Here is a 5,783-nt window from a genome sequence, read left to right as displayed (position 1 = left end):
CTGAAAAAGCCCTGTGGCACCTATGGCAGGAAACCATTTGCCCATTCGGCCGCCACGCATGCCGGTCGCGCGTGTCCGCCTTGCGTGGCGGCGCGGTTTTTCGTTTGCCCAGCCTGTGCGATGCCGTTTCATTCGAGCTGCGCGTGCACTTCGAAGGTGCTGTACGCGGGCAGATCCGCGGTCGGCTCCATGATGGTGAACGATTGGCGTCGTCCATCGGAGGGAAGCGGCACGTACGTCAAATCCCCATACACGATGGAACCGTCCTTGCCGCGCAGCACCAAGGAGACGCGCACTTGGGACCCATCCGACCCGTCCCCGCGCGAACCGACGCCGATCTCGCCGGAGAAGTTGGTGGTGCCGTCGCCTTGGTTGGCGTGCAACGCGCTCGTGGTGAACCGCCATGCCTTCTCGTTCTTGTTCTCGGTCATGTTGTCGGCGGACGGATCGGCCGTCCGGAACGTCACGCTGGCGGGGTTTTCCCCGCCGTTGCCCGCCTGTCCGGTCACCCACACGGTTTGTTCGGGAAGGATGCGCATGCCCACGTAGTCTTCGGAGAAGAGGATGTTGCCGTTGCCGTCCTTGCCGACGGCGGTCACCTGCGGGAATGCGACCACCGTGCTGGCGCTGGTGTTGCGCAGCTCGTACGCGTAATGCACGTATCCGCCGTTCGCATGCCATCCGGATTCGCCGATGGCCAGCGGATTGCCGGTCGCCGCGCTCCGGCTTTTCTCCGATTGCGCGACATCATTCCGCGATTGCGATGGTTCCGATGTGCCTTCCTTGTTTTGCGACGTGCCGGAAGCGTCGTCGTTCCGCGCGGTTTCGGCGGCGTTGCCTGCCCCGCTGGCCGCGAAATGGCGGTACACGCCCATGGATACGCCGGCGAGCAGCGCGATGACGAGCGCGGCGCAGACCAGCATCGCGCAGATGCATGCGACGCGCGTCGTGGAAGGCATCGCCCGCATTTTCGACCGAAGCCGTTTGACGAACCCGTCTTCGGCGGTGCTCCCGCCCGTGGTTTGCCGTGTATCGGCGGCCGCGTCCCGTGCCATCCGCGAATCCGTCCCGTCTTCGGATTCGGGAATCGGCGTCTTTCCCGAAAGCTCGTCGACGAATTGCCCGACCGTCTGTTGGCGGGCGCTGGGTTCCAATGCGCATGCGCGCGCGATCACCGAACGGGTGTGCGCGTCGACCACGGTGTCGTCGTCGAGCAGACGTTCGTATTCGGAATCGGTCGGATAGCATCCCGTCAGCGCGTAGCCGAGCAGACGCCCCATGGAGTAGATGTCGGAGCGGTCGTCGGTCTGCGCGAAACCGTATTGTTCGGCGGGTGCGAATCCCCATGTGCCAAGGATCGTCGTGTCGTGGCCGCCCGTATGCTCCGCCCGCATGCGCGCGATGCCCAGATCGATGATGTGCGCGCCGTCCGCCGCGATGATGATGTTCTTCGGGGAAAGGTCGCGGTGGACGATGCCATGCGCGTGCAGTTCGCCGACCGCCTCGCCGATCTGCCCCATCAACGCGATGGCGTCGTGCAGGGCGAACCTGCCGCGCCGGGACACCACGTCCTCCAGAGGGTCGCCTTCGACGTAGTCGACCACCACCACGAAACAGTCGGGAAGCTCGTAGGTGGCCTCGACATGCGGCAGACGGCTGCCGGAACATTCGCCAAGCGTCGACCAGACGTTGCGCCGCGCCAATTGCAGGGGGATCTTTTTGCGCACGAACGGTCCGGTCCCGCCGATGCTGACGATTTCGGTGACGCCGCCGGCCCCGCGCGCGAGCACGCGTTCGACGTGGTACGCGTCATCGAGGCTCATGGCGTGCATGACCTGTTTGTCTTCCATGTGGATTACCGGCTTTCCGATCGACCGTGCGCGCCGCGGCATACGGCGCCGACAATGCCAGTAAACCATATTTCGGCGTTCCATGGCGTCCGTCGCATCATCATGCCGCCCACCCATTCGTCGTGTTCCGCCGGTCCGCGGGCCGCCGCATATCAGCTTGCCGACGATTATGGCGCGGGGACGGCATCGTTCGCGGCATGGTTCCAGATCCGAAACATGGCCTGAGAGCCTCAGGGAGTCGCGTGGATCCCGCGCGAGATTCGCATCATGAGGCTACTTGGGCTGCAGCAGCGGCCTCTCCCCCATGCGACACAGTTCGTTGTCGGTGGCCAGACGGTCGAAGGCCTTGTTGATGCACCAGATGATGATGGCGTCGCGGCGTTGCTTGCACCATAGTTCCGCGGCCCCCGCGAGACGCAGCAGCCGCTGGGTCTCCTTCAAATCGCATTCCAGGCCGAAGGCGATCATGATGGCGTGGTCGCGTCCCGGCCTGCTTTTGCCGGCGAACACATCGTATACGACCGTCGCGTTGACGCCGGAACCGCGCACCACATCGGCGCGGGTCAGCCCATGCGACTTCATCAGCGCGAACAGGTAATCCGTCAGATGGTATTCATGCACCGCCTGGCTGTCGAGATACTCGGCGATGTCCGAGCTTGCCAGCAGACGTTCAAGCAGTTCTTCGGTCAGGTGTTCCACGTCGGTTTATCTTAGAGTACGTTGGCATCGGCGCGTTCAGTTGCCAACTGAAAAAGGCATGCCGATACGTCCATGGAACGCTTCGGCATGCCTTCCACAATCACCCTTCACAGTATACCCGTGCCTTTTCTCGGATCCCGCGTGCGGGACTCGCATGCATGGGGCGCTCAGCCCTTGAGCGGCACGCGGTTGTCGAGCGACTGCCCGTTGGCGTAGCAGCGCACGTTGCCCAATGCGATGGCGATGATGCGTTGTTCCGTAATCGCCAGATGGTTGCCGCCCGCCACATGCGGGGTGATCAGGCAGCGCGGCTCCTTCCACAGGGGCGAGTCGGCCGGCAACGGCTCCGGTTCGGTGACGTCGAGCGCGGCGCCGCGGATACGGCCTTCGCGCAATGCGTCCGCGAGCGCGTCGGGGTCGACGGCGTCGCCGCGGCCGGCGTTGATGACGATGGCGTCGGTTTTGAGTTTGGCGATGCGTTCGGCGTTGAGCAGGTGGTGGGTGGCCGGCGTGGACGGCACGCTCATGGCGACCACGTCGGCGTATTGCAGCACGTCGTCGAGGGATTCGAATCCGACGATGTGGTCGACGCCTTTGGCTTCGACGCTGGGGTTGCGGCGGATGCCGATGGTTTCCATGCCGATGGTCTTGCATAGGCGCGCGAAATGGGAGCCGACGTCGCCGGTGCCGATCATGAGGGCGGTGAGGCCTTCGGGGCTGATGGCCCGTCCGGCGTCCTGCCATCGGGCGTCGGCGTCGCCCGCGGCGTAGATGTGCAGGTTCTTCATGATGGCCCACATGCTGGCGAACATGTGTTCGGAGACGCTTTGGCCGTATGCGCCGGAGGCGTTGGTGAGCATGGATCCGGGTTGGAGGACGCCGGGTTTCTGGTAGCGGTCGACGCCGGCGCTCCAGGTCTGCAGCCATTCGAGGTTGGGGCATTGCGCGCATTCCTCGGGCGCGATGTTGCCGATGACCGCGGTGGCGCGTTCCTTGAGTTCCTCGGGGATGTTGGCGTGCCATTGCATGTCGCCGCGTTGCGATGGGTCGCCTACGAATTCCTGCGGCACGCCTTTGGCCGCGCGCGTGAACCGCGCCTGTTCCGATGGCGTCAACGGCAGGCAGTTGACGATCAGTTTGCGATTGTTTTCGATTCCCATGTCTTTCACCCTAGGTCAAGCGCCGGATAACCTTTCGCCGGGAGACGTACCGTTCTGCATGGCGTCCGGTGCGGTGCCGCCGCGTCTATTCCGCGTCCGGCCGGACGAGCGCCGGCGCGTGGTCTGCCGGGCGGTTTGCCCGGGCGGTGTTCCGTTGGCCGGCGTCGTCGGTCATATGCCGAGTTCGTCGGTGTCGTAGATGATGGTGACGGGGCCGTCGTTGACGAGATTCACGCGCATGTGCGCGCCGAATCGTCCTTCCTTGACTTCGAGGCCTTGCGCGCGCAGCGCGTCGTTGAATTCGTGCCAGACCTGTTCGGCGTGGACGGGTTCGCCGGCTTTCACGAAGCTTGGACGGTTGCCTTTGCGCACGTCCGCGTACAGGGTGAATTGCGATATGGAGAGCACGCTGCCGCCGACGTCGTGGATGGAACGGTTCATTTTGCCGTCCGCGTCCTCGAAGACGCGCAGGTTGGCGATCTTGCGGGCGAGCCAGTCGACCTGTTTCGTGCCGTCGGCGTCCTCCACGCCGACGAGCAGCACGTAGCCGTTGCCGATGTGCTGTGGGTCGAATGTGGGGTCGGCCTCTCCGGTGGTCCCGTCGGCGACGTCGACGGTTCCTTCGCTTACTTTCTGCAATACGATGCGCATATGTCTTTCATAGCGCATCGTCTGGCCATGGGAACCTTGGGGGCATGGGCCATATCGTCATGCCGTCATGCGCGGATCCATGCGCCGGAGCGTGCGCGCAATCCGTTGAACAGCGCGCGCAGTCCGACGAACAGCAGGTTCACCGCCAGCCAGAGCGCCGCCATGCGCATATGGCCATCGGCGTCCCATACGTCGCACAGGTGCCCGAGGCCGGCCAGGCATGCCAGATATACCGCGGCGGTGGCCGTGCAGGTGGCGGCGAGGTACCGGTAGTCGCCGGCGCCGATGAGGATGCCGTCCAACGCCCACATCCATCCGGCGAGCGGCAGGGTCATGCCGACGACGACCATGCCGACCGTGATCAGGCCCCGTATCGTTTCGTTCGTGGTGAACAGCGCCGGTGCGGCCAGACCGCACACGACCAGTCCGCAACCCACGATCACGCCGCCGAGGAGTCCCGCATGGCTTGCCGCGCGCGTCATGGCCATGGCCCCGCGTTTTCTTCCCGCGCCGATTTCGGTGGCGACCAGGGTCTGCCCCGCGATGGCGATGGAGTCGAGCATGTTCAGCACGAAGTTCCAGGTGGAATTGACCGCCTGGTATGCGGCGAGCACGCGCGTTCCCATATGCGCGGCGAGGACGACGGTGGCCACCAGGCATGCGCGCAATGCGAGCGTGCGGACGAACAGCACCAGTCCGTCGCCCGCGCTCGACAGTATGGCCGCGGGATTCGGCATGACGCGGGCGTCTTCGCGGCGCGCCCAGACGAGGGCCGGCACGACCAGCATCAAGGCCATGATCCACTGCGCCGCCAATGTTCCCAGGCCGGAGCCGAGCACGCCCATGCCGCAGCCGACGACCAGTATCAGGTCGAACACGGTGTTCAGCACCGCGCCGGTGATGGCGGCGAACAGGGTGATGCCGATCTTCTTCAATCCGCGGAAGATGCCGTTGGCCGCGTAGACGAGCAGCATGCCCGGAATGCCGCATGCCACGGACCGCACATAGACGGCGGCGTTGTCGAGCACGGCGCCGCGCGCGCCCATCATCATGCAGAGCGGCCGCGCGAACATCAGAAGCGCCAAGGCTATCGCCACGCCGATCGCGAGCGCGAGCCATAATCCGGCGACGCCCGCCTCCAAACCTTCCCTGCGCCGGCCGGCGCCCAGCAGCCGCGCCACGTTCGATGTGGTGCCGTATGCGAGGAAGACGCATAGCCCCACCACGGTCAGCACGATGGTGGAGCCGATCGACAGTCCGGCGAGCGCGGCATCGCCGACGTGCCCGATGATGGCGGTGTCGATGAGCACGAAGGCCGGTTCGGCGACCAGTTGCCCGAAGGTGGGAACGGCGAGCGCGAGGATGCGTTTTCGGGCCGTCGCGTCCTGTGTTGCGTGCGTTGTCGTCTGTATCGTCACGTCCC

At 65.1% G+C, this 5,783-nt stretch carries 5 protein-coding genes; all 5 read right to left on the bottom strand.

The window, feature by feature from the left end; translation table 11 throughout:
* Nucleotides 1-128: 128 nt before the first annotated feature.
* The 5 genes from B3C64_RS01660 to B3C64_RS01640 all read right to left on the bottom strand — a co-directional run bounded on the left by B3C64_RS01660 (nucleotide 129) and on the right by B3C64_RS01640 (nucleotide 5,778).
* Complete coding sequence (locus B3C64_RS01660; RefSeq protein ID WP_291533273.1) at nucleotides 129-1,850, bottom strand: serine/threonine protein kinase; 1,722 nt, start codon at nucleotides 1,848-1,850, stop codon at nucleotides 129-131.
* Nucleotides 1,851-2,123: 273 nt separating this feature from the next.
* Nucleotides 2,124-2,549, bottom strand: coding sequence for a helix-turn-helix domain-containing protein (locus B3C64_RS01655; RefSeq protein WP_291533272.1), 426 nt, complete (start codon nucleotides 2,547-2,549; stop codon nucleotides 2,124-2,126).
* 167 nt (nucleotides 2,550-2,716) lie between these two features.
* Nucleotides 2,717-3,709 carry a D-2-hydroxyacid dehydrogenase gene (locus B3C64_RS01650; RefSeq protein WP_291533271.1) on the bottom strand — a complete coding sequence of 331 codons (993 nt, stop codon included), beginning with the start codon at nucleotides 3,707-3,709 and terminating at the stop codon, nucleotides 2,717-2,719.
* A 171-nt stretch (nucleotides 3,710-3,880) separates the two neighbouring features.
* Entirely contained in the window at nucleotides 3,881-4,360 is a 480-nt protein-coding gene (dtd, locus tag B3C64_RS01645; RefSeq protein WP_291533270.1) for a D-aminoacyl-tRNA deacylase, read from the bottom strand.
* Between the two features lie 65 nt (nucleotides 4,361-4,425).
* Nucleotides 4,426-5,778 (bottom strand): MATE family efflux transporter, encoded by a 1,353-nt coding sequence (locus B3C64_RS01640; protein WP_291533277.1) that lies wholly within the window; start codon nucleotides 5,776-5,778, stop codon nucleotides 4,426-4,428.
* Nucleotides 5,779-5,783: the final 5 nt, after the last annotated feature.

Origin of the sequence: Bifidobacterium sp. UBA6881 (assembly GCA_002451435.1) — a bacterium.
In the GTDB taxonomy this organism is placed as follows: domain Bacteria; phylum Actinomycetota; class Actinomycetes; order Actinomycetales; family Bifidobacteriaceae; genus Bifidobacterium.
Note: the sequence above shows the minus strand (reverse complement) of the source record. Positions and strands in the feature narration are given on the sequence as shown.

What these genes read in the sequence shown, in the direction of transcription:
- dtd (WP_291533270.1), bottom strand. Translation starts at nt 4,360, where the DNA reads ATGCGCATCGTATTGCAGAAAGTAAGCGAAGGAACCGTCGACGTCGCC.
- B3C64_RS01650 (WP_291533271.1), bottom strand. Translation starts at nt 3,709, where the DNA reads ATGGGAATCGAAAACAATCGCAAACTGATCGTCAACTGCCTGCCGTTG.
- B3C64_RS01660 (WP_291533273.1), bottom strand. Translation starts at nt 1,850, where the DNA reads ATGGAAGACAAACAGGTCATGCACGCCATGAGCCTCGATGACGCGTAC.